Raw genomic sequence first — 19,833 nt, 5'->3', positions numbered from 1 at the left:
GGAAGCGCTCATGTGCGAAAAAAAAAATTTAATCTTACTTATTTCAGGAGTACCAGGTGCAGGAAAAACAACTATTTCTTATGAGCTATTAAAAAAAATGGATTATTTTAGAATCGTACAAGAAACCGATATTTTACGCGAAATAATACGCGGATATAATGACTATTTATCTCAAAGTATGCCCAATATATATGGAAATTTTGAAGAACCAGCATCACATTCGGAATTACTTAGTTATGATAGATCAAAACAACAATGTATTATAATGAAAAATTCAATTGATGAAATAATAAAGCGCCAAAACAGAAAATGCATACCAACAATTATTTGCGGAGTTCATATCATTCCCGAAATATTATATGATACCATATCAGGTGAAAATATTAAATATATAAATTTATACTTTGATTGTGAAAAAGATTTGTATTCGCATCTTAAAATAAGAGACAAAAATAAATATGGAGAAAAAAACATTCCATTTTTATTCAAAATGAACTCTGAATTACGTGACAAATTCTTTTATATGCAGTCAAAATCACCTGAAACCTTTATTTCAATTAATGTTGGAAAATTAACTATTAATGAAACTGTAAATACTATTCTTGAATTTGTTCAAAATAAAACAAATTTTGATATACATAAAACATAAGCGTAAGATAATATCCTTATTTTATTGAGTAAGGTTTTGTTAATTATTCATATTTACTGCTCAGCGAAAAAATGGTTTATTATTAATATTAAAACATATCAATTGCACTTTCCCATATTTCAAGATATTTTTGAATACATCGCATTCCTTTTTCAGAAAATGCACTAAAAACTTCAAAAGAAGAATTTGTCATAATATTAGGATTTCCATTTATATCAAAATGAGGTTTACAATATATAATGCAATTATCTATTCTTATAATTATTTCTTCTCTTTTATTAGAATACATACGACAACACTTTTGTAAAATCTCATTTGAACCGATAGTTTTTTTAGCACGCAATATTGTAGTTTCTAATTCAAGTTTAAATATATCTTGGTCTTTATGAGCATGTCTAACTTCATCAGATTCGGGGTTCAAAAACATAATTTTAAAATCTATACCACCCATATTGGGCAGACCAGATTTATTATCTAAATATTCAAATAATTCGCAAAAATTTCCACCAAATAATTTCATATTTTTTCTTCCGTAAATCCATAAATATTTTCCGGTATACAAAAAGGATTGAATAATAGCTTTCCACAATTCAAATGTTTCAAATCCTGATAAGAAATATGCTGTTCTATCTCTAAATATTGGACTGGTTATTGTAAATTTATCTATAGAGGAAAGCTTATCAACAAAATCTTCACAAGGCTCATCAACTTCTCTGAATTGTTCTTTACAAGATTCGATTTTTTGCCTAAAATCTTCGATAATAGATTTTACTTCAGATGTTTGCTGTATTGAAAAAACATCACAAAAATCTTTTGACAAATCGCCCTTATTAAAATTTATTTCTCTTGCAATATTCATAGGATTATCAATCCATGAATGCCACATTGAATCTGAATCAAATAAAAATGGAACTACAATTTTATGTAATCCACTCGCATATCCAGCCTCATACAACAACCATGGTGATTTTTTATTCTCATTAGTAAAACAAAGTATTAATATATCGCATTCTTCTATGCTTTTAATTATTTTATTCTGAACAAATTCGCCTGCCTGAATGTCCTCTTCAGACATAAAGACATGATTTTCTGGAACTAACTTTTGTATTGTGTGTTTAACTATTTTAGCATATTCGCCACTTTTTTTCTTCGACCAACTAATAAATACTTTTTTCATAATTGATATACCTCATATAGTTATATGTTTTTTGGTTCAATTTCAGCCGTCTATAAAACAACTGACGGATAACTAAAAATTATCTTTTAGACATATTATACTATATAACTCGCTAATTTTCATTCTTATTTTACAAAAAATGTACCACTACATATAACAACAGCAAAGTTGGTGCTACCAACTTATGTAGTAGCACCAACCGCATTTAACGATGCTACCTCGCTCTTATTTACAAAAGCTTTGTAGTCATCTGCTATCATTCACCACAAAAACTGAAATCAAGGAACTCGTTAATATCAGGTTCTATCTGGTACTTTTTCTCATCCTCCTCAGTGTAATCTCTTTTTTCACATCCATCTCTGCCAACCATAGTCTCTTGCCCTTGATCCGACTCTTGTACGGATGCTGATGCCTGCCCTGACATCTGCATTCCTGCAACCATCTGCGGCATTGGCACCTGTTGTTGTACAGGCACCATCCCCTGTAATCCCAACACGGATAAAAGAGACTGTTGCCGCATCATATACATGCCCGCCAACCCCGGCAGATTATCAAGTACCTTTTGCTCTACTGCCTCAATAATTCCTTTTACAAATGCATCCTCCTTCTCCCTCGATTCCAGATAGGGATCTCGTTTGAGAGCAAGATGCCTTGCATAGTAGTCATTGATAGCAGCTATAACAAATTCATTCTGAGAGCGAAAGTCCTCCTTCACTTCTTCTGAGTGAAGAATTTGCCATGCTTTTCTTTCCGCTTCTTTTTCCTCATTGAAACGAAAATTATGATTCTTTACAGCCATTTAACCACCTACTTTCAGTTCTTCTGACGAAGCATCATATAACAGAAGTATTCATACCCCTTGGCATTTGAACAAATATCATGATTAAAGGTTGTCCTATCCGTATTGTACTTTCCAAACATTTCCACCATTCTGGCACCGCCGCCCATAACATACAGCTTCATCAAATCCTCGTTATACTCGTAATCCCGAAGCTTCTGAAACAATTCCTGTACATACTGTTCAGCAACCTGCTTCATCGCTGATAAATATGACTCACTTACATCCGCATCGCCATATCTTAAGAAATCATTGATAATTTCATCTGGTAATTTTGTTCCGGTCCTATCCATTATTCGATTCTGAATACGAATAAAGCATTGATTCACACCCAGTTTTTCTGTCCATGACTTACTTTCAATCGGTCTGCCGTTATTCAGATACATAACATTCATAGTACCGTTGCCAATATCCACCAGCAGGTTCATTCCCTTGAAATCCTTTAAATTCTCTGCAACAGCCGCATAGCCCTGTGGCATGACTGTGCAATCCACAATTTCGATAAGATAGTTTACCTTTCTGTATTTCAGGGAAACATATCTTTCTCTGGTCAGATACTGCTTAAAGCTGTCCCTCTGTGCCTGTACCCACTTCAAAGGAAGTCCCACCGCCAGATGAATTCTAGCCTCTGTAAGTCCTCTTTCCTCAAGCTCCTTTGCAATCGCTGCAAGAGTCAGAATATAAGTATCATCATCCTCCTGCTTGTCTGCAACAAAGCCCTTGTGACCTTCACCAATAATATAATAAGCACCATCATATTCGATATACTCCTTACTCAGCACCGGCTCGCTGTCACACTTTATAATTCCGGTAGGAAATACTCTGTGGGCGGTTTTTACATTGCCATAACCATTATCCACGCCCAAAATAATAGTTCCGTTCATATTGTATTCTCTAATCTCTCTCATACTAAAATCCTCCAAATTCTAATGATACTGGCGTACAATGTCGCTAAGCACGACCTCTTCCGCCATTTGTTTTGCCTGTTCCCAAAGCTTCCACATTTCCACTGTAGAAGCTGAATTCTGTGGCTTATGCTTTTCCAGATACTGATTCACGATTCCTTCCAGCATTTCATAAGCCTCTTCATTTAGCTCAAAAGCACTGGCACTCAAGGTTCCCATACGAATATGGTGTCTGTACCTTTCTGCATGATTGGATTTTATATAATCTATCCATAACAGACCATATTTTCCAATCCACACATCTGCTTCCTCCGAAACCACAATATTCGGATAAAACACTCCATCCATCTCTGTATAAGTGCCACCCATTGCTTCATAAGTTGATAATTCTCTGCTCATCGCTACTACCTCCATTCCTTTATCTTGCTCTGCTACAACTGCTGCCAAGGCTTTCCTGCTTGCTGTATTCCTGCTTCTCATACCACTCCTTCAGAAGCTGTTCAATTAAATCCGTCTTCTGCTTTGGTGTATAATCCTCCGGGAAATACTTTGCCAATGCATCTGCACGAAGCTTTATCTGCTCCCGCTGATTTGGCTTTTCTTCCTCTAAAACCATACAAATCGCATCCATATCCAATGTTCCGTGCTGGCTCATTACCTTCAAGCGACACGCCTGAGATAAAGATGGGGTACACTGCTCCAAATCCATAATGGCATGAAGCTCATACTGCTCCTCTTCCTTCAGATATGAGAGCTCCACAGCCACTGTAAAAGCAATCTTTCCTTCGTCCACCATATTCAAAATCTTAGGAATAAGATTGGTAAGGCGGATATATCTTTTAATCTGAGCCTCGCTCTCCCCTGCCTGCTTTGCAAGCAACTCGTTACTTCGCATAGCACCGGAAACAAGCCCTCCCGGATTCTTTTTGGTAGACCTCGGTTCAACTTGAGCCAAAGTAATATCATCTGCCAATACCTTTTTCCCCTGATGCTTCATTGCCTCCAGTTTCATTCGATAGGCAAATGCTTTCTCACTGGGCTTTAAATTCTCCCGGTGCAGATTCGAATCCACCATCGCCACAACTGCCTGGTCATCATCAAGCTCTCTTATGACAACAGGAACCTCAGTTTCCCCAGCCCATAGAGCTGCTTCCTTTCTTCGGTGTCCCGATATGACCTCATATCCATCTCCATAAGGATTCATCCTCACCAGAAGTGGCACAAGCACATCTTCCTTTTCAATACTTCTCATCAGCTCACATAATTCCGTATTGGTCTCCACCTTAAACGGGTGATTCCTAAAACTATGCAATTCGCTGATAGATACATTCTTAATCGTTTCCATACAATCGCTCCTTTCATCAACGCATATAATCGTTACTCACGAAACCTAACTCCTTTAACCAAAAGAAAGACCGCTCACTTTCAATTTTCTTGAAAATGAACGGTTTCTCACGCTACTTTTATTTAGTTGAATGATGATGATATTATTTTGACTTTGATGTGTTTCCACACACGCTATCCAATACAACCGACACATTTACACCGTCGGAAATTGCTTTTTTGTATGTTTTTCGGTCACTCTGGTCGAACCTAAAAAACCTCTCAAAGTGCCTAAAATCAAGGATTTTTACATATCGGTCCGATGTAGTGCAACTATTGTCTCAACGGTATTACCGTTTTCCCACAAAAGTTTCCTTATCTCCCGTCCGTCACGATAAATCGGAAAATTAAACTCTATCGACTTCAAAATCCTGTCTGATGTGCCGTTAGGGTATATCTGAATTTCTTTAATCAGATAGGAAACAAGGCTTTTCTTTTCCTCGTCACTTATTATAGCATAAAGTTTGCTGAAGTTCTCCATAATTCTGTAAACATTCTCAAGCGTGATTGCTTCCATCTCAATAGAGCTTCTTCGCAATTTTGCATCTTCAATTCGTTCTTCCAACTCCACTATTGTGTCATACAGTCCATCAAGTCTTATTGTCATATCGTGGATTTTTCGTTCCCGATATTTTGCATCAGCAGGAAGATTGTCAATTTCCCGTTCCAAACGGGCTTTGTTCAAATCAACCTCTTTCAACTTACTTTCATAATTTGCAAGCTCCTTATCTATTTTGCTCGTATCGGTCTGGACACCAAATCGTTTTTTAATTTCCTTTGCAAAGCTCTTATCACTTACTAACTCTCTAATTGCTTCGATAACAAGCGGCTCTATATCTGTTTTTCTTAGCGATGCTTTGTACTCACAATAATGACCACGCTCCTGCTTATTTCTGCCACAAATATAATAGTACACTTCTTTATATGTGCCGTCCTTATTTGTCCAAGCGTGCTTATTGGTATACATCGGGCTTCCACAAAGAGGGCATTTCAACACACCAGTTAAAAGGTGCGACCTATCCTTACCTGTTTTGGACGGTTGCTTTATTCCCGTAGCTACACGCTTAGCGTGAACTTTTTGCCATAATTCCTCGCTGACAATACCTTCGTGCTGCCCGTCCTCTAATATATAATCTTCGGCGTGTACCTGCTTATATTCATTTTTCGTGCCTTTAACTTTTTCCCTTGTTCTTCTACCATAAGCAATTTTGCCACAATAAACAGGATTGTCTAATATCTGCCTCACCAGATGACCACTCCAATTTTCCAAAGTACCATTCTGTCGGGGTATTTTCTTTATTCCTTGCAAATTAAGATATTTAGCGATACCGCCGTACCCTATATCCGAGCCTGCAAATTTCTCAAATATAATGCGAATAGCCGCCGCTTCACTTTCTTCTATTAAAAGCTGATTGTCTTTCAAATAATATCCATACGGAGCAAATCCGCCATTCCAACCGCCTTGTCTTGCTTTTTCTCTGCGACCATTCATCGTCTGCTCGATAATATTCTCTCTTTCAATTTCAGCAACAGCAGAAAGGACAGATATTAACAGTTTGCCGCTTGTCTGTGATGAGTCAATCCCTTCTTCAATGCAAATCAGATTTACGCCGTAGGATTGCACATACTCTAATGAATTTAATATGTCTGCTGCATTTCTGCCAAATCGGGAAAGTTTATATACCAGAATATAATCTATTTCCAATCCATTCCCAATATCAGAAAGCATTTTCTTAAACGCAGGGCGACCCTCAATAGATTTTCCCGACTTTCCTGCATCCTCATAAATGCCGACAATCTCCATTTCTTCTCGGTCTGCAAATCGTTTTAATCCGTTTTTCTGACCCTCAAGGCTATATCCATCAACCTGCATTTCTGTACTAACTCTTGGATACAGAACGCACTTTTTTCCTTCTCTGTTCATATTGCACCTCCATAATAAATATAGGAAAATGTTTCTATGTAAGGTTGCGTATTTCTACGCAACACAATCTAAATCCTGCAAAACTGACTGCCCGTACTTTTCTACGATTTGCACCATCACATTCATAAATTTGTCAAATCGTTCTTTCTCGTCACATTTTTGTTCAAGTTGGCAATCTGCACCATTAGATACTTTTACATCTTCCATCTGTCTACCTCCGCTAAATTAAAACGGCTGTACCTCAATTATAGAAGTACAGCCATCAAATGACCAATGTGCGAATTTCTATGAAATCATCAATTTGTACCTTTTAGTATGTTCAGCGAAACGCTAATGGCAAGAGCCTTATCAACTCTTGCCATCTCACTTTCGGAAAGCATACCGATATATTCCTGTAAACGCTTCTTATCAATAGTACGTATCTGTTCAAGCAAAATAATAGAGTCCTTGTTAAGACCCTCAAAATCTCTGATAGCAGTATGGGTGGGCAGCTTTGCCTTTGTGTGTACTCGGCTCGTGATAGCGGCAACGATAACCGTGGGGCTATGCCTGTTTCCTATATCATTAGAAATGATAAGTACAGGGCGTGTACCTCCTTGCTCCGAGCCGATAACGGGGTTAAGTTCTGCGTAGTAAATATCCCCACGCTTAATCGTTTTCTCCATTTGTTTGACCTCCTATCTGAATTTAGGCAAGAGATTTCTGCCTATGTAGGCAGCCAAACACAAGGAAGTATTTAAGGTCGGGAGAGCATAAAACAAAACTCTGTTTCCATAGACCGCCTTGCGTTTGGCTTTATGATAGGAGCATTTCAATTTGTCCTCGACACCCCGAAATGCAATGCGTTATAACACGCTGGGAAGTCGCCAAACGGTCAGCAGCTAACTGACGCCACGGGGGTTCCACCCCAACTGTCGTTCTGACAGAGCCGCCCTCATTGCCTGCGACGGTTTAATCACGCTCGGACTATGACTGGACGGGAGTACCATTATGCTCTTTGTGGGTTATGGCGAAATCGGGAGCTGCCCGATATTTTGAGTCGATAGTTACTCGCTCACCACCTTTCAACGCTTTCTGCTAATCGGCAGGTCTTGGCGTATCGCTACACACGCTTATGCTCATCACAATCACAAAGAGGAAGTATTTGGCGAATGGGTATTCAGTTTTCAAGGTGCAATCCCGTTTTCGCCACACAAAGGAAAACAGGCAAAGGTTTTTATCCCTTCACCTGTTTCCACACTCAGAAGCTATAAGTAGCCCCTAAAAATCAAAAGTTTTTTAATGCAAGGCGAATTTTTTCAATCGCCCTGTCAATAGAACGCTTGATAGGCATTTTCGTACAGCCCTCCATAGCTCCAATCTGCTCATAGGTTAAGCCTAAATCGAAGTGGAGCATAAACCGCCGCTTTTGTATTTCGGGCAGTTCCATAATTGCTCGGTTGAGCCGTTCCATTCGGATATTATCGTTTACCGCATCGTCAACAGGCTTTGGCTTATGTACCGCCCGTCTGCAAAGCGTTTCCTCGGTCAGTTCCGATTGCTCCAAATGCCTTTCATCAGACCTGCGAAGATTACGCTCACGCTTGATAAAGTGGCAAAACTCCATATAAACAGCCTTTGAAACCTCTGTTTCTCGGAAGTTACCCTGCCCATCTGTAAATGCTACAAAGTAGCGTTTTCTGCCGTCCGTTTCATCGAAACGGATTGTATAGGGATTTGTGTTGTCAAACACTTCTGTTTCCTCCAATCTGAATTGTTTGAAAAATTCAGATTGGCAGGCGGTGAACGGCATCCAACGCCAGAATTAGGCTTGTCCTGCGTTTTTACAAAAAGCGACACGAAAAAATCCGCAAAGGCTGTCAAGCCAATGCGGATATAAGCATAATCACTTCTATTTTGTAGAGATTTGACATCTACTTTCGAGGTATAAGAGTACCACGCCCAAGCAGGGATTTTTTTAACAGGTTATCCTCGCTTATTCGTGATACTATGTAAATAGTTGCCGCTTCTTATAAACAACGGCGTGATGGTATTAGACCAACACATAAAAAATCCCTCCAAACTCAAAACGGGTTTAGAGGGGCATTCATTTAAGCGTGACAATACAGCCCACCAAAAGCACCGTTTTTTTTATTCGGTGGGCTTGTCCTACCTGTGATTATATAAAAACAGAGCCGACAAACTGTGATTTCATTTCACAAGTTCATCGGCTCTGCGTCTTAGCGTCTGGCTCTACAACTGTTATTTTTTGTTTTGTCACATTGATTACACTTTCTTGTTTACACTTCGGACAGAACAAAGGAAAGTTTATCAACTCTGTATCTTTTCGTATTTTAGTTCGAGTTTTATTTTTGCAAATAGGGCAATACACCCATTCCATATACCTCAACCTCCATTCTATTCCAGCGTATCTATATATTCCTCTAAACACATTCCCTGAGAATATATTTCCAAAGCGGCTTCTTTTCCAACATATCTATAATGCCAAGGTTCGTTTATGACACCAGTTATATCTGTTTTATCTGAGGGGTAACGCTTTATAAAGCCATATTTATGAGCATTTTCCGCAAGCCAGCTATATACATCATCACTTGAACTTTTTGTAGTGTCAGCATTTATATCAACCGCAATTCCTAACTGATGTTCACTGGTTCCAGGAATTGCCACCCATTGCTCTGCAAGTTTTTTTGCTTCGGACTTCGATTTTCCTTCATTTTCATACGCTTCTATCTTTTCGTCCAATAGCTGCTGTTGTTCTTCCTGCGTCCTATATCCATCTCTGACAAATAAACCATACCCTTGCGCCCTTGCGTCATTAAACATTTCCTGCAATTCTGGATAAATTCTGGAATCTACTTTTTCCCCATTTGATAATTCTGTAAGTTCTACTTTATAATCATCAGGAATATAACTATTGCGATTTACAAGAATCAGATTCCAACCATTATCCTCACTGGCAACATGATGTGTTATGTTATCAAGAGGGAGTAATGTACAATCTGAATTAAGTACCTTGCCTGCCATCATACACAAGATTATTAAAAACAGCAGGCTAAATAATATTTTCACTTTATAGCTTTTTCGTCTTGTATATCGCTTCATTTATTTTATCTCCGTTTTTTTGTAGACCTTATACAGTATAGGTAGAAGAATCAAGCATATCACGGCATATACAGGAACAATAACGGTTGCTATTGTTGTTACTTTACCTCCCAGTGTTACAAGTCCAGCTTCTTTAATATCCAAATAAATTTCTAATAACTGGTCAGGGAAGAAAGAGCATAATCCCGGTAAAGTAATAATTCTGCTTAAAAACGGAAATGCACATAATATAATAAAGGGTACAATGATTGCAGTTGGTGTAGAACGTGTCAGAGCCGAAGCCAGCATTGCTAACATGGAAGCGAACAATGTGCCAATATAACCACCTGCCACAATCAGCAAATATGCCTGTAAAAATGTCACATTATATGCACTTCTCCATAAATCTAACTGAATCGGACAGTTTGCTCCATCTGTTCCCAACACCGAAAGGACAATAAACGTATATAAAAATACAAAAGCTGCATAGAAAGCTGAAACAATCGTAAGACCCGCCCCTATTTTTGATAGAACACCTTTATTTCTTCCTAATCTGGTTGAAAAGAAAATGGAATCCGCTTTTGTCTGAAATTCGTCTGAAAATATTCCAGACACAAAAAAACCTATCACTAATGCCAAAATCAGTATAAATGTTGATATGTTTTGCAGTAATGCTGACCAACCGTCCATATATTCATAATAAAAAGGTGTATCTAAATTTTCATATTGCTGAATCAGAAAACTTTTTTCTTTTTCTGTAAATGTTTCTTCTCCAGAATCAAGATATTCTTTTAAAGTAGAAATTCTTCTTTCATAGACAGTGCTGGCTTCATCATCAGAAATGTTATCAATGGCAAAATCATTATAATCTCTGTATTCGCTAAACGCATAATTGATAACATCTCTGATTGTTGAAATCCCCTGTTTCTTTGCAAATCTCTTATTTTCTTCCTCAATGCTATCTGATGATGCTTCATTGTTAATACTTCTGTTTTCTTCAAGGACGTTTTGGAAAACGTCCTCCGTCAGGTAGCCTGACCATTCGTTTTTGGCTTCTCTAAGGTTTTTTGCTGCCGAAATACCTGTTAAATGATTCCCGCTTTCGTCAACATACTCAACTCTGTTAATCGTTAAAATACTGGTCGCAATAAGTATCACAAGCAAAACTATAATTGTTATCCTGTTTTTAGTTTTAGAAAACACCTTTTTTATTTCAAATCGCAGCATTTTCATCACCTGCCTTCTCTCCAAAATAATATAAGAATACATCTTCTAACGAAGCTTCTACGCTTTGGGCATTTACAAATGGTTTTTCATGGGAAATAATTCTTAAGATAACACCGTCTGCTTCTGATTTCATATTTGAAATTTTATACTTTTTCATAAAATCAGATACCATGTTCTTTTCCACAAAACATTCCCAGACCGTTTCCGTCATAGAATTTATTATTTCGTCTGCGGTTCCTTTGTGCATAAGTTTTCCGTCTTTCATCAACAAAATTTCATTGGCTATATATTCAATATCAGAAACAATATGTGTGGATAATAATACTAATCTGTCCTCTGAAAGTTCGCTAATCAAATTTCGGAATCTAATTCTTTCATTCGGGTCAAGCCCTGCCGTCGGTTCGTCAAGTATCAGAATCTTCGGGTTGTTCAACATAGCCTGTGCAATTCCTGCCCTGCGCTTCATACCGCCAGATAATTTTTTCATTTTTTTATTTGCTACCTTTGAAAGACCAACCTTAGCAATTAACTCTTTTACACGTTTTTTTGCGACAACAGGACGGATTCCTTTCAAGGCTGCAATATAAAGTAAATAGTCCTCTACGGTAAATTCGGGGTAGAATCCAAATTCCTGCGGCAAATATCCCAACAGTTTACGGTATTCGCTATCCATACTAAAAATATCTTTCCCATTACAATATATGGTTCCGCTCGTAGGCTTTAGTAAGGTACACAGCATTCTCATCAAGGTTGTTTTTCCTGCTCCGTTTACGCCTAAAAGACCATATACACCGTTTGTCATAGTAAGGTCTATATGATTTACAGCCGTAAAATCACCAAATTCTTTTGTTAAACCATCAAGTTCTAATTTCATCAAGTGACACCTCCAAATATTGATTACAGTTCTTTAAAATACGGCATACAGTAAGAATAAGAAAAAGTATTGTTGCTCCCAGTAAAGCTAACCAAACAGGAATAGTTACCATTGTATATACATTTTCATTCAAAACAACAAAAAGCCATACTGCACTCCATATAACGCACAGAATAATAGCAACTGTTTCACTGAATGAATATTTACTGCATAAGATTCCAAAACAGATACCAGAAGTAACACAAAGCGGAAAAAGAAATTGAACAACTAATTCTGACAACCCAATGTTCAACCCTGCCGAAGCGGTTCCTAAAAACAGAGTAATCAAAAAAACATCTGTAACGCCAAATAATAACATGCGCGCTGCATATACTTGTTTAAGCGAATAATATGAGGCTGCTTCGATTTCCATGCACTCACATGACCTGTTTTTCCACAATTCGGGAATAATAAGGATTACAAACAGTGCCGCTGCTACACCCATGCTTCTTTTAATATATATTTCATCATGGATAGAACTTAAGGCAATCCATAACGCTACCAGAAGCATAAATTGAAGAACCCACCATCTTTTTTGTATCACACGAAGCTGTGTCCATAAAAATTCGTGGTAAGAAAGCGTTCGTTCTTGTTCTGCCATAAAAAAGGCATTTTTTGATTTACAGATTGTTTCCTGTATTTTTTCTTCTTTAGATTTGACTTGTACAGATTCCTTATACATTTTCATTCTTTCTTCCAAATTCATCATATTCCTCCTTTCTCAAAACTTCCTCCAACTGAATTTTCGCCTTTCGTAAACGATATTTTACCAGAGGAAGTCCTATTTGTAATGTGTCGGAAATCTCTGTAAGTTTTAACTCTTGAAAATAATAAAGTGTAAGTACTTCACATAATTCAACTGGTAATTGCTTTAAAGCCTGCTCTACCAAAATTTTATTCAGAATATTTTCCATTTGGTTTTCTTCCACTATTTCATTTTCTTCCAGAGGTATCTCCTTTATTTTCTTCAAATAATCTTTACACAGATTGCTGGCTATCGTATATAAGTAATTCAAAGTTTTTCCCCTATAATGATAATCAGATAATTTTGAGAAAAAATGTACAAAGGTTTCCTGTGCCAAATCTTCTGCATACGTTTTATCAGAGCAATGATAATGACAATAGTTTAAAATGTCTTGATAATATTTGTGGACAAATAAATCAAGTGCATCATCATCACCTTGTTTCATTTTTCTGATTAGTAGAAAATCATTTTGCACAAAATCCTCCTTTCCCATTATTAGAAGTTCAAAATCTTTATCCCGTTCTATAATGTATAACGATTGAAACACATAAAAGGATAGTCCAAATCAAAATTTTTATTCTCGAATTATGTGAATGAACTCAAACACGTTTTATTATTATAACTATCTGAGCCCATGTCCTCAACTATATAAATATGAATTTTTATCTCTTGCAATAGGATATTTTATCTCTCGTTACAAGAGATTTCGCATCGTTTAATCAGAAGCCGCATCTCTGTAAAATATAAAGGTAAGATTTTCAGAGGATAGGTGGTGAGCTAATGGACGAAAGGAACAATCATTTTGACTTTGATTTCACGCCGATTGGGCAGGCAATTAAAAAAGCCCGTGAAGCCAAAGGGATGACAAGGGAGCAGCTATCTGGCATAATCGGCTATGCTCCCAGACACATTCAATCTATCGAAAACGAGGGGCAGTATCCAAGTATTGAGCTGTTTATCCAGCTTATTACGATGTTCGATGTGTCTGTTGACGAGTACATATTTCCAAATAAAGAAATCGAAAAAAGTTCTGTCCGCAGACGCTTAGACGCACAGCTCAACAAATTAGACGATAAAGAGCTTTCCGTCATAGAAGCAACGGTAAACGGACTATGTAAGGCAAAAGAGCCAGAGGATTAAACCTCTGGTTTTTCTTTTGCCCCTTTTCTTAATAAGCAGGGATACCATAACCATAAATTGAGCTGCTTCCAACACTGTATTGGTTTTGTCTGCAAGCATCTCCTGAGTTACCCTCAACGGTATAAACAACACCGTTCTCACATTTCTCCACAATACCTACATGGTCGGTTTCTCCGTCGTTCTCCCAATCAAAAAAGATGATAGTACCTGCTGTCGGCTCATAGTTTCGGTCTTGCCATTGCCCATTGCCTTTAAACCAATTTGCCCCATCTACGCAGCCTGCAAATTTCGGCACAATGCCGCTGTCCAGATAGCCGCACTGGTCGGCACACCACGATACGAAGCAGGCACACCATTCCACACGCCCGTCAAAGCCGTACCACGACCAATAGGGCTGACCGCCCTCATTACCGAGCTGTGTCAGGGCGACCTCCACGATTGCCTGATTGCCGCCGCTTGTGAACGCCCGTCCATACGGGTAATAGCGTAACACATGGGCGGGATACTGTGTGTCGCCGTAACTTTCCCACCCTAACCGTTGTGCCTGCATGGTGGAAAATTCTACCGCATTTGCATAGGAATAACCGCCGTAGTTGGTTTTCGCCCACGAGATATAGCCGTTTCCAAAATTATAGCCCTGCAAGGCAAGTTTGATATGCTCCATATCAATCGGATTTTCCACTTCCGCAGAGATAAGGGCTGCCTTTAATTCCTGTACGCCGCATTGGATTGAATATTCAGGGTCTTGGATACCATTCGGCTCGTGGGGATAGCGTGTATTAAAACTTCCCTCCGCCGCCTGCATCGGGTCAAGCCCACGCCCGCCGCTTTCCTGCATCATCACCGCCTTGATAAGCTCAACATATTCAGGGATACCGTATTGCTTGGCATATTTCTGTATCAATGGCTCATAGGCTTCCACCTCCGCACTGACAGGCGTATAGGCATTGCTGCCGCCACCACCGCCGAACAGAGAAACGGCACAACCTAAGAGGACAACAATCAAAATTATCACAACAGAAACCCAACCGCCTGCTATCAAAGCAGAGATAAGAGCCTTTGTTCCTGCGATAATCACCTTGACTGCTGCAATCGTGGCTCTGACCGCTGTTTTGGTTGCTTCCGCAGTTGCCTTTGCGGTGGCTTTTGCCGCCTGTGCCGCTTTCTGGGCGGCTTTCGCAGAAGCCTTTGCCGCTTCTTTCGTTGCCTTTGCCGTCTGCTCGGCAGTTTTGATTGTTGCCTTAGAGGTAGCTTGTGCGGTTTTTACACCTCTTTCGGCTGTTTTGACCGAGCCTTTCGCCGTAGACTTTACCGCCTTTTCTGCATTTCGGGCGGTGGTCTTAATGGTTTTCCTGCTTTGCTGACGGGTCTTTATGAGCTGGCTTTTCCCACTCTGGGGCATATCGGGAGCAGCAGAACGGCTTGCAGTTCCGTGACGGATCTGCAAGCCGTGTTGTTCTGACATATTCCTTTCCATTCTCTGCTCGGCGGCTTTGGCAGCCCGCTTTTGCTTGAAATCGGCAATCTTGTCCTTTGTCTTTCCGATATTCTCCTGTGTGGTCTGAATACTTTTCTGACCCTGTTTATTGAATTGGTGTACGCCTTCCTCGGTCACACGCTCGGAAGCACAGGAAACTCTGTCGGCAGCGTACTCGGTGGCAGAGCTTTCGTCCGCATAATACCCTTGTTCCGCTTTATCCTTTGTCTTGGCATAAGCGGATTTCATTCGCTCGGAAGCAACGGCGGCTTTGTCTATGGTCTTTATCGTACCTTTGACCGCATCTCTGGTTTTTATATCTGCCATAGAAGCCCTCCTTTCTTACAAGCTCTGGAGCAGTCAGGCAATCTTTTTTGCTACCACCACAAGCCTGCCGTTCTGTGCGGAATATTCGCAGGTGGAAAGAGTAATGAGTTTGTCACCGTATTTGGCGGTCACGCCCGTATCATACAGGGCAAACTCCTTGCACTTGCTTACATACTCGTCAAAGGCTTTCTCGTCCTCGGCATCTACAAAGTCATAGTAGCGGAAGCCCTCGGAGCTGTACGCAACGGTCTTGAACACGGCTACGATTTCATACTCTGCCTGCTCGGTCAGGGTATCAAACTGAATGCTCTTGTGTTCCTCATAAAAGTCCTTGTCCTTGTAGCTCTCCAACGCCCCGAACATCTTTTGCCCTTTGATGTGGTGTCCGTAAATAATAAGATTATCGCTTGCGGCAAGGTCGCAGTCCTCTTGGATATACGGCACTCCCAAATCGCTGTACGCCTTTTCAAAGTTGTGCTTCAGATAAAAGTTGGGGTCATTGGGTGTCTGCATCACGGGATAATTGACTGTCGTGCCGGCAATAGAAATCCAACCGACCATATCCTCGTTTTGCAAATACAACTCCTTATACTTTGCAAGCACATCTTCGCCCTCGCTGACAGGGGTATCATCGGGAACGCCCTCGGTATCTGGGGTCTGCTCCACCAGCTCGGCTATCTGCTCAAAGGCTTCGGTCTGTTCGTCCACCTGTGCATAGTGGTGATACACCTGAAAGCCGCAAAAAACCGCCGCTGCGAAAAGCAGTACGGCGGCAGCTACACAAATCTGCATCTTATATTTTTTCATTGATTGCTCCTTTCTTTGTTCCTGCCCATTTTATGGGCATAATGGTATGCCCGTAGGGTATTTCGTTATCGAACATTGTCTGTCTGCTGCTTTGGTGTGGGAAGTTCCCTGCAATATTCGGGATACCTGACCTTAATGCCCTCCATAAAATACGGGGCAAACTCGCAGCAGAATAATTCCTCTGGCGTGAAAAACCGTTCCCGTCCTTCCTCCGCATATCCGTTCCAGAGATTGAAAGCAAGGTGGCAGACCTTGACCGTTCCGCTTGTCTGCCAACCGCCGTGCATACCCTCTGGCACAATACAGTCGGTCTTAAAGTCAAACATCTGGTTAATGTTTGTCCTCGTTTCCGATGCAATTCCCATTACATAGAAAAATGCCCTGTGATAGCAGTCGTTGACCCTGCTTTTCATCATATTTTCCAGAAAGAAATCACGGTGAGCCGCACTTTTGAATTTAATATCTGCCATACCTTTACACCTCCCCAAACTTGGTCGTCATCAGCCTGTAAAGCTCTGTGTTGCGTGGAAATTTATTGACAAACGGCACAAGGGAACTGCCGACCTTTAGAAGCCCCTGACCTGCACCCACATTCGTGATATAGCTCATCTGAAGGTCGGAGATATTAAGGAGCTTGGCAAGCTCGATACGGTCAGTCGATGCCTGATTGAGCATAATGATAAACTCACTATTGGCAAGCATCGTCCTTGCCGTATGGCTCTGCAAAAGGTCGTCTACATTCTGCGTGATACCCGTACAGTACGCACCGTACTTACGCACACGCTTCCAGAGGGTAAACAGGAAGTTGGCAGAGTATTCGTGCTGAAAGAGCAGATAAATCTCATCAATGAAAATGAAAGTATTTCTGCCTTTGGCTCTGTTCTGCGTGATACGGTTTAAGATGCTGTCAAGCACCACAAGCATACCGATAGGCTGTAACTGCTTGCCCAAATCCAGAATGTCATAGCAGATAAGACGGCTGTGGGTGTCCACATTGGTATGCTTGGCAAAGGTATTCAGAGAGCCGTCTGTAAACAGCTCGATGGCAAGGGCGATTTCCTTTGCTTCTGGCTCATCCTGTTTCAGAAGTTCCTCACGGAAGTCCTGTAAGGTCGGCGGCGTTCCCTGATAGTTGCCCTGCTGATAGTAGCGGTACACACTTGCCGTGCATCGGTCAATGATGGATTTCTGCTTTGCCCCCAGACTTGCCCCGCCGATGAGCTGCTCACAAAGGGATAAAATAAACTCTGATTTTAAGATGACAGGGTTTGCACCGTCACCGTAATCAGAGTTCATATCCATAGCGTTGATATGGTTTTCACTCGTTGCCGAGATGTGGACGACCTCGCCCTGCATTGCCTTTACAAGCGGCGAATACTCACGCTCTGGGTCTATAATGATAACATCGGCGTTGGGGTCGGTCAGAATGATATTCGTCATTTCCTCCTTTGCCGTAAAGGATTTACCTGCACCAGACACACCGAGGATAAAAGAATTACCATTCAGTAAATGGCGGCGGTTGGCGATAATCATATTTTTGCTGATAACATTCTGTCCATAATACACGCCGTCCTTATGGTAGATTTCCTGCACACGGAACGGAATGAACACCGCAAGGCTCTCCGTTGTCAGGGTACGCAGGGCATCAATCTTCCTTACGCCAAAAGGCAGAGCCGTGTTCAGCCCGTCCATCTGCTGATATTTCAGCACGGCGAACTGGCAGAGATGTTTTCTGGCTGTCGTGAGCAGGGCTTCCGTATCATTGTCAAGCCGCTCTTTGGTATCGGCGGTATGCACCATTGTCAGCACGGCGAACATCATTCTCTGGTCACGGGTCGTCAAATCGTCCAGAAACTCCTTGCTTTCCTTTCGCTGCTGTTCAAGGTCATAGGGAATGACCGCCGAAAAGTTGTTGTTCTGGTTTTGCTTCCTCTGCCAGTTCGTGATATTGGTTTCCACGCCGAGCAGTCGGTTTTCCACCTCACGCACGGCTTCGTCCGTGGGAACGGGTATAACATCAACCGAGAGCATCATATTACGGTTCAGCTCACAAAGCTCCGCCACCATACTGTCCTTGATATAAGCGGCGTATTCCCTGAGAAAAATCACACGCCCGTATCTGTCGCCCATACGGAAGTAGTCCTTTTCAAACTCAAAGGTATCGGGGCAGATGAAGTCCTTAAAATCGTGACCTTTCCGCATCGTCTGTGACATATCAAAACGGAACGCCGTTTCCTCTCCTGTGCGGTAGAAGTCGTGAAAGATACGGAGCTTTTCTTCCGCTTCAAGCTCCGTGCATTTCGAGCCGAGTCTGGAGAAATGGGCGATAAGGTCAGTACCCACACGGGCAAAGTAGTTCCGTGCTTCCTCAATGTTCTTTTTGCAGACCGATACCGTCACATATTTGTCCTGCACAATAGAATTAGCCCCCGTTGCCTTATCAAGCAGCATCTTGTTGTATTCCGTGCGGTACTTATCCAGACCGTCATCGGACATAGGAATAAGAATGGTCTGCTCAAAATCCGCTTTGTTGAGCCTGCGGTTATTGATTGTGATTTTCGTGGTCGCACCGCTGTCGAGAGCATTGAGAAGCTCCGAATATTCAAGGAACATTGCTTCCTTGTCCTCACGGCTTGCCACGGTATAGTTTATATCCTCAAACTTAAAGGTCTTTGCGTACTTGTTGCTGCCGACAAGGAAAATACCGTCTGCCCAGATAGTCTTTATCGGGATAACGCTCTGCACCGATTTCGGCACAACAAATTTTTCCTTGTCCTGCTTGAACAGATTTCTAAGCGTTTTTAACATCGTCTACCTCCTTACGCTTTTTTGCTTTCTTTGGTTTCTTCTGTGCTTTTGCCCTTTGCTTCTTTGGCACGGCAGGCAAGCCCTTTTCGTGGGCTTCAATGGTCGGCTTCAACGCTTTGTAATAGAGATTGTCGGGCAAAAATACAATCTTTTTCGGCATCAGAAACTCTGACTTTATCCACGCCCAGACAAACTGCTCGGCGGTCATACCGTTGTACTTGATAAAGCCCATAGCCGCAAAGGGGAACGCACCTAAGATGCACACCCAACTGAGCGTTTCCGTTCCAAAGTGCGGGCGAAGCAGAAAGAATAAGCCAACCGCCACGCCGCAGGCAAGGACAGAAAAAATGAACTGCCTGAGTGACAGTCCGAAAAACATACTCTCCGTGTAGTTACGGATTTCTTTATTTATCTTGACTTCCAAAATAGCAC

The 19,833-nt window shown here is 40.8% G+C and carries 22 protein-coding genes; 2 read left to right on the top strand and 20 right to left on the bottom strand.

Annotation, left to right across the window (positions count from 1 at the left end):
* Positions 1–10 precede the first annotated feature (10 nt).
* The gene (locus DWW70_RS08490) at positions 11–649 is read left to right on the top strand and encodes a zeta toxin family protein (protein ID WP_118649647.1); all 639 of its coding nucleotides are present in this window, start codon (positions 11–13) and stop codon (positions 647–649) included.
* 88 nt (positions 650–737) lie between these two features.
* Here DWW70_RS08490 and DWW70_RS08485 read toward each other — a convergent pair whose 3' ends face one another.
* The 15 genes from DWW70_RS08485 to DWW70_RS08410 form a co-directional block, all read right to left on the bottom strand.
* Positions 738–1,826: a toll/interleukin-1 receptor domain-containing protein gene (locus DWW70_RS08485; protein WP_118649646.1), complete on the bottom strand. Its 1,089-nt coding sequence runs from the start codon at positions 1,824–1,826 to the stop codon at positions 738–740.
* 256 nt (positions 1,827–2,082) lie between these two features.
* Positions 2,083–2,625, bottom strand: coding sequence for a hypothetical protein (locus DWW70_RS15000; RefSeq protein ID WP_199669323.1), 543 nt, complete (start codon positions 2,623–2,625; stop codon positions 2,083–2,085).
* Between the two features lie 14 nt (positions 2,626–2,639).
* A complete protein-coding gene (locus DWW70_RS08475) occupies positions 2,640–3,572 on the bottom strand; it encodes a ParM/StbA family protein (RefSeq protein ID WP_118649645.1) in 933 nt (310 codons plus the stop codon).
* A gap of 18 nt (positions 3,573–3,590) precedes the next feature.
* Complete coding sequence (locus tag DWW70_RS08470) at positions 3,591–4,016, bottom strand: TnpV protein (RefSeq protein WP_158576544.1); 426 nt, start codon at positions 4,014–4,016, stop codon at positions 3,591–3,593.
* Positions 3,988–4,914, bottom strand: coding sequence for a ParB/RepB/Spo0J family partition protein (locus DWW70_RS08465; protein WP_118649643.1), 927 nt, complete (start codon positions 4,912–4,914; stop codon positions 3,988–3,990). Before DWW70_RS08465 ends, DWW70_RS08470 begins: the two co-directional genes overlap by 29 nt.
* A 285-nt stretch (positions 4,915–5,199) precedes the next feature.
* The gene (locus DWW70_RS08460) at positions 5,200–6,876 is read right to left on the bottom strand and encodes a recombinase family protein (RefSeq protein WP_118649642.1); all 1,677 of its coding nucleotides are present in this window, start codon (positions 6,874–6,876) and stop codon (positions 5,200–5,202) included.
* 54 nt (positions 6,877–6,930) lie between these two features.
* Complete coding sequence (locus tag DWW70_RS14995; RefSeq protein ID WP_015522552.1) at positions 6,931–7,083, bottom strand: hypothetical protein; 153 nt, start codon at positions 7,081–7,083, stop codon at positions 6,931–6,933.
* An 89-nt stretch (positions 7,084–7,172) separates the two neighbouring features.
* Positions 7,173–7,541, bottom strand: a complete 369-nt coding sequence (locus DWW70_RS08455; protein WP_015522551.1) for a type II toxin-antitoxin system PemK/MazF family toxin — start codon at positions 7,539–7,541, stop codon at positions 7,173–7,175.
* Between the two features lie 602 nt (positions 7,542–8,143).
* Positions 8,144–8,608 (bottom strand): RNA polymerase sigma factor, encoded by a 465-nt coding sequence (locus DWW70_RS08440; RefSeq protein WP_158576542.1) that lies wholly within the window; start codon positions 8,606–8,608, stop codon positions 8,144–8,146.
* A 471-nt stretch (positions 8,609–9,079) separates the two neighbouring features.
* Positions 9,080–9,256, bottom strand: coding sequence for a cysteine-rich KTR domain-containing protein (locus DWW70_RS08435; protein WP_117688267.1), 177 nt, complete (start codon positions 9,254–9,256; stop codon positions 9,080–9,082).
* Positions 9,257–9,273: 17 nt separating this feature from the next.
* On the bottom strand, positions 9,274–9,978 hold the full coding sequence (locus DWW70_RS08430) for a M15 family metallopeptidase (RefSeq protein WP_118649640.1): 705 nt from the start codon (positions 9,976–9,978) through the stop codon (positions 9,274–9,276).
* The gene (locus DWW70_RS08425) at positions 9,979–11,190 is read right to left on the bottom strand and encodes an ABC transporter permease (protein WP_015522548.1); all 1,212 of its coding nucleotides are present in this window, start codon (positions 11,188–11,190) and stop codon (positions 9,979–9,981) included. It lies immediately after the preceding gene.
* A complete protein-coding gene (locus DWW70_RS08420; protein ID WP_117688265.1) occupies positions 11,171–12,058 on the bottom strand; it encodes an ABC transporter ATP-binding protein in 888 nt (295 codons plus the stop codon). Before DWW70_RS08420 ends, DWW70_RS08425 begins: the two co-directional genes overlap by 20 nt.
* A complete protein-coding gene (locus DWW70_RS08415) occupies positions 12,042–12,803 on the bottom strand; it encodes a hypothetical protein (protein ID WP_117688264.1) in 762 nt (253 codons plus the stop codon). Before DWW70_RS08415 ends, DWW70_RS08420 begins: the two co-directional genes overlap by 17 nt.
* Positions 12,772–13,317, bottom strand: coding sequence for an RNA polymerase sigma factor (locus tag DWW70_RS08410; protein WP_117688263.1), 546 nt, complete (start codon positions 13,315–13,317; stop codon positions 12,772–12,774). Before DWW70_RS08410 ends, DWW70_RS08415 begins: the two co-directional genes overlap by 32 nt.
* 305 nt (positions 13,318–13,622) lie before the next feature.
* Here DWW70_RS08410 and DWW70_RS08405 point away from each other — a divergent pair, with 305 nt between their 5' ends.
* Positions 13,623–13,982: a helix-turn-helix transcriptional regulator gene (locus tag DWW70_RS08405; RefSeq protein ID WP_015522543.1), complete on the top strand. Its 360-nt coding sequence runs from the start codon at positions 13,623–13,625 to the stop codon at positions 13,980–13,982.
* Between the two features lie 28 nt (positions 13,983–14,010).
* On the opposite strand, the gene DWW70_RS08400 is transcribed toward DWW70_RS08405, so the two are convergent.
* The 5 genes from DWW70_RS08400 to DWW70_RS08380 form a co-directional block, all read right to left on the bottom strand.
* Entirely contained in the window at positions 14,011–15,786 is a 1,776-nt protein-coding gene (locus tag DWW70_RS08400; RefSeq protein WP_117688262.1) for a lysozyme family protein, read from the bottom strand.
* Positions 15,787–15,819: 33 nt separating this feature from the next.
* The gene (gene srtB, locus DWW70_RS08395; RefSeq protein WP_015522541.1) at positions 15,820–16,593 is read right to left on the bottom strand and encodes a class B sortase; all 774 of its coding nucleotides are present in this window, start codon (positions 16,591–16,593) and stop codon (positions 15,820–15,822) included.
* A 65-nt stretch (positions 16,594–16,658) separates the two neighbouring features.
* The gene (locus DWW70_RS08390) at positions 16,659–17,063 is read right to left on the bottom strand and encodes a DUF6075 family protein (RefSeq protein WP_118649639.1); all 405 of its coding nucleotides are present in this window, start codon (positions 17,061–17,063) and stop codon (positions 16,659–16,661) included.
* 4 nt (positions 17,064–17,067) lie between these two features.
* The gene (locus DWW70_RS08385) at positions 17,068–19,401 is read right to left on the bottom strand and encodes a VirB4-like conjugal transfer ATPase, CD1110 family (protein ID WP_015522538.1); all 2,334 of its coding nucleotides are present in this window, start codon (positions 19,399–19,401) and stop codon (positions 17,068–17,070) included.
* Complete coding sequence (locus DWW70_RS08380) at positions 19,385–19,825, bottom strand: PrgI family protein (RefSeq protein WP_117688261.1); 441 nt, start codon at positions 19,823–19,825, stop codon at positions 19,385–19,387. Before DWW70_RS08380 ends, DWW70_RS08385 begins: the two co-directional genes overlap by 17 nt.
* Positions 19,826–19,833: the final 8 nt, after the last annotated feature.

The sequence above is a fragment of the Coprococcus sp. AF16-5 genome (assembly GCF_003479365.1).
Classification (GTDB): domain Bacteria; phylum Bacillota; class Clostridia; order Lachnospirales; family Lachnospiraceae; genus Coprococcus; species Coprococcus aceti.
The sequence above is the reverse complement of the archived record's forward strand: the minus strand, read 5'-3'. Positions and strand labels throughout refer to the sequence as shown.

Coding starts and splice junctions, on each gene's coding strand:
- DWW70_RS08420 (WP_117688265.1), bottom strand. CDS start 12,058: ATGAAATTAGAACTTGATGGTTTAACAAAAGAATTTGGTGATTTTACG.
- DWW70_RS08460 (WP_118649642.1), bottom strand. CDS start 6,876: ATGAACAGAGAAGGAAAAAAGTGCGTTCTGTATCCAAGAGTTAGTACA.
- DWW70_RS08490 (WP_118649647.1), top strand. CDS start 11: ATGTGCGAAAAAAAAAATTTAATCTTACTTATTTCAGGAGTACCAGGT.
- DWW70_RS08400 (WP_117688262.1), bottom strand. CDS start 15,786: ATGGCAGATATAAAAACCAGAGATGCGGTCAAAGGTACGATAAAGACC.
- DWW70_RS08455 (WP_015522551.1), bottom strand. CDS start 7,541: ATGGAGAAAACGATTAAGCGTGGGGATATTTACTACGCAGAACTTAAC.
- DWW70_RS14995 (WP_015522552.1), bottom strand. CDS start 7,083: ATGGAAGATGTAAAAGTATCTAATGGTGCAGATTGCCAACTTGAACAA.
- DWW70_RS08435 (WP_117688267.1), bottom strand. CDS start 9,256: ATGGAATGGGTGTATTGCCCTATTTGCAAAAATAAAACTCGAACTAAA.
- DWW70_RS08465 (WP_118649643.1), bottom strand. CDS start 4,914: ATGGAAACGATTAAGAATGTATCTATCAGCGAATTGCATAGTTTTAGG.
- DWW70_RS08425 (WP_015522548.1), bottom strand. CDS start 11,190: ATGAAAATGCTGCGATTTGAAATAAAAAAGGTGTTTTCTAAAACTAAA.
- srtB (WP_015522541.1), bottom strand. CDS start 16,593: ATGAAAAAATATAAGATGCAGATTTGTGTAGCTGCCGCCGTACTGCTT.
- DWW70_RS08390 (WP_118649639.1), bottom strand. CDS start 17,063: ATGGCAGATATTAAATTCAAAAGTGCGGCTCACCGTGATTTCTTTCTG.
- DWW70_RS08475 (WP_118649645.1), bottom strand. CDS start 3,572: ATGAGAGAGATTAGAGAATACAATATGAACGGAACTATTATTTTGGGC.
- DWW70_RS08405 (WP_015522543.1), top strand. CDS start 13,623: ATGGACGAAAGGAACAATCATTTTGACTTTGATTTCACGCCGATTGGG.
- DWW70_RS08385 (WP_015522538.1), bottom strand. CDS start 19,401: ATGTTAAAAACGCTTAGAAATCTGTTCAAGCAGGACAAGGAAAAATTT.
- DWW70_RS08430 (WP_118649640.1), bottom strand. CDS start 9,978: ATGAAGCGATATACAAGACGAAAAAGCTATAAAGTGAAAATATTATTT.
- DWW70_RS08415 (WP_117688264.1), bottom strand. CDS start 12,803: ATGAATTTGGAAGAAAGAATGAAAATGTATAAGGAATCTGTACAAGTC.
- DWW70_RS15000 (WP_199669323.1), bottom strand. CDS start 2,625: ATGGCTGTAAAGAATCATAATTTTCGTTTCAATGAGGAAAAAGAAGCG.
- DWW70_RS08485 (WP_118649646.1), bottom strand. CDS start 1,826: ATGAAAAAAGTATTTATTAGTTGGTCGAAGAAAAAAAGTGGCGAATAT.